This window comes from Bradyrhizobium sp. Ai1a-2 (genome assembly GCF_000426245.1).
Taxonomy (GTDB): Bacteria; Pseudomonadota; Alphaproteobacteria; order Rhizobiales; family Xanthobacteraceae; genus Bradyrhizobium.
In genome coordinates this window covers 1-1,670 of record NZ_AUEZ01000224.1, presented here as the reverse complement: position 1 = coordinate 1,670, position 1,670 = coordinate 1, and the positions used below count along the sequence as shown (strand labels likewise).

The 1,670-nt window shown below is 60.1% G+C and carries 3 pseudogenes; 1 reads left to right on the top strand and 2 read right to left on the bottom strand.

The window, feature by feature from the left end:
- Positions 1 to 80: 80 nt before the first annotated feature.
- Positions 81 to 331, bottom strand: a pseudogene (locus tag K288_RS51930) (transposase); the annotation flags it as partial.
- A 135-nt stretch (positions 332 to 466) separates the two neighbouring features.
- A pseudogene (locus K288_RS53355) lies at positions 467 to 904 on the bottom strand (transposase); the annotation flags it as partial.
- Positions 905 to 1,572: 668 nt separating this feature from the next.
- On the opposite strand from K288_RS53355, the pseudogene K288_RS53350 reads away from it, so the two are divergent.
- Positions 1,573 to 1,670: pseudogene (locus K288_RS53350) on the top strand (oleate hydratase); the annotation flags it as partial.

Here is a 1,670-nt window from a genome sequence, read left to right as displayed (position 1 = left end):
GCTCCGCAGTCCGCCGTCTTGCGGCGCCAACCAGAAATGCCTTGAATTATAAGGAGATAGACAGATGGGTAGTATGAAGCGCCCTCGTCGCTGCCCGCGAAGAGGCTATTCTTTCTCGTAATTGTGTTTGTGGCCTGATGACGCCTTCGACGACGTTGGAGTCGAGCTCAATGCGGCCGTCGGTGAGGAAGCGTTCGAAGATGGCGCAGCGCGAGACGGCATAGCGGATTGCCTCGGCCAGTTTTGATTTGCCGGAGATCCGCCGCAAGGTCTGCTGCCAGAGATCGAAGAGATGTGCGACGATCGCCGCGGAGGTTTGCTGGCGCGCGGCTGTTCATCGCCGCCGTTCACAGAGCCGAGCTTTTCCGACCGTCGGCCGAACCGGGCGCGGTCGAAGGCCTTCAGGATCTGCGTCAGCCGCTCGATGTGCGCATCTGCATCGGCGTTGCGGGCCCTGAGATCGGCGCAGGCGCCGATAGCCGGAGCGACGGCGCACCTCGGCGTTCTCTCATGCGTTGGCGTAAGGCAGCATCATCCGCCCGGATCGTCAGGCGGCAACAGCCGATGGCTTTACACGCCCGCCGTTCGCTCATTCCGTGGGCCCATGAGATGTGCGATAGCTTTCCGCTACCCGCGGGCGGCACCATTTTTTTCCAGGCGATCCTTCACGCCGCATTGTCCAGCATGGCGTCGGCCAAAAGCCGCGTCAGCCGCGTGTTCTCGTCCTTCAGCGTCGTCACCCGCTTGGCCTTCGAGACCTCCATCCCGCCAAACTTGGCTTTCCATTTGCAAATACTGCATTGCTGACGCCGTGCGTCAGGCACAGGTCGGCAACCGACACGCCGGCCTGGTACCCCTTCAAAATCCCGATGATCTGCTCTTCCATAAAGCGGCTGCGCTTCATGCTCTGGTCCTCATATGGGCCAGAGCGAACTTCAATCTCGATTAAGTCCAGAGGGAAACGGTCACATGTCGCCGCTTCGACAGCGTGTCGCGACTCCGATCTTGGCGTCACAGCGCTCCATCTCGCTCTATTTCTTTAGCGTCTAACCATTTTGACGACAGCTGAACAGCAGTTGATCCGCCTTATCCGTCGCCGATGCCCTCCGGCCGGAATGATACGATCCGCGATCGTGTGCTAGCTGGCACATCTCAACTGCGGCCCCTTTCTGTTGCTTCCCATCTCCTGTTTGCTTGAACACCCAAATGTCGGAAGCCCGACAAGCCAACCGACATCGCCCCCCGCTTGGCTGGAAATATTGGTCTTGCCTCCCTTCAGACAAGCCCTGACCAGATTCGTACCTGGCACGGGCATTGCTAGTTAATGCGTGGCTCAGTCGATCTACAGATCATTCGTGGCGCTGTCGCTTAAGTGAGGAGCGCATGCGAGGGACACCCGATGTCACGGCACACTCCGGAAGCGCCTTCAGGGGCGCAAGCTCTGCACTAGATCGCGGGAGTTCCGCGCCATGTTCCGACCGGTCACCTCCGGAGAACCTCATGTCCTCTGCGTCCTCCTCGCCCCTCGTTGATCCAGCGGCGCAGAGCGCTCGCTGCTAGGCCTACCTCGTTGGCACCGGCATCGCCGCCTTGGCGTCAGCAGCGTATCTCATCAAGGAGGGCGGGATATCGGGCGAAAACATCGTCCTGTTCGAGGAGATGGAACGGTT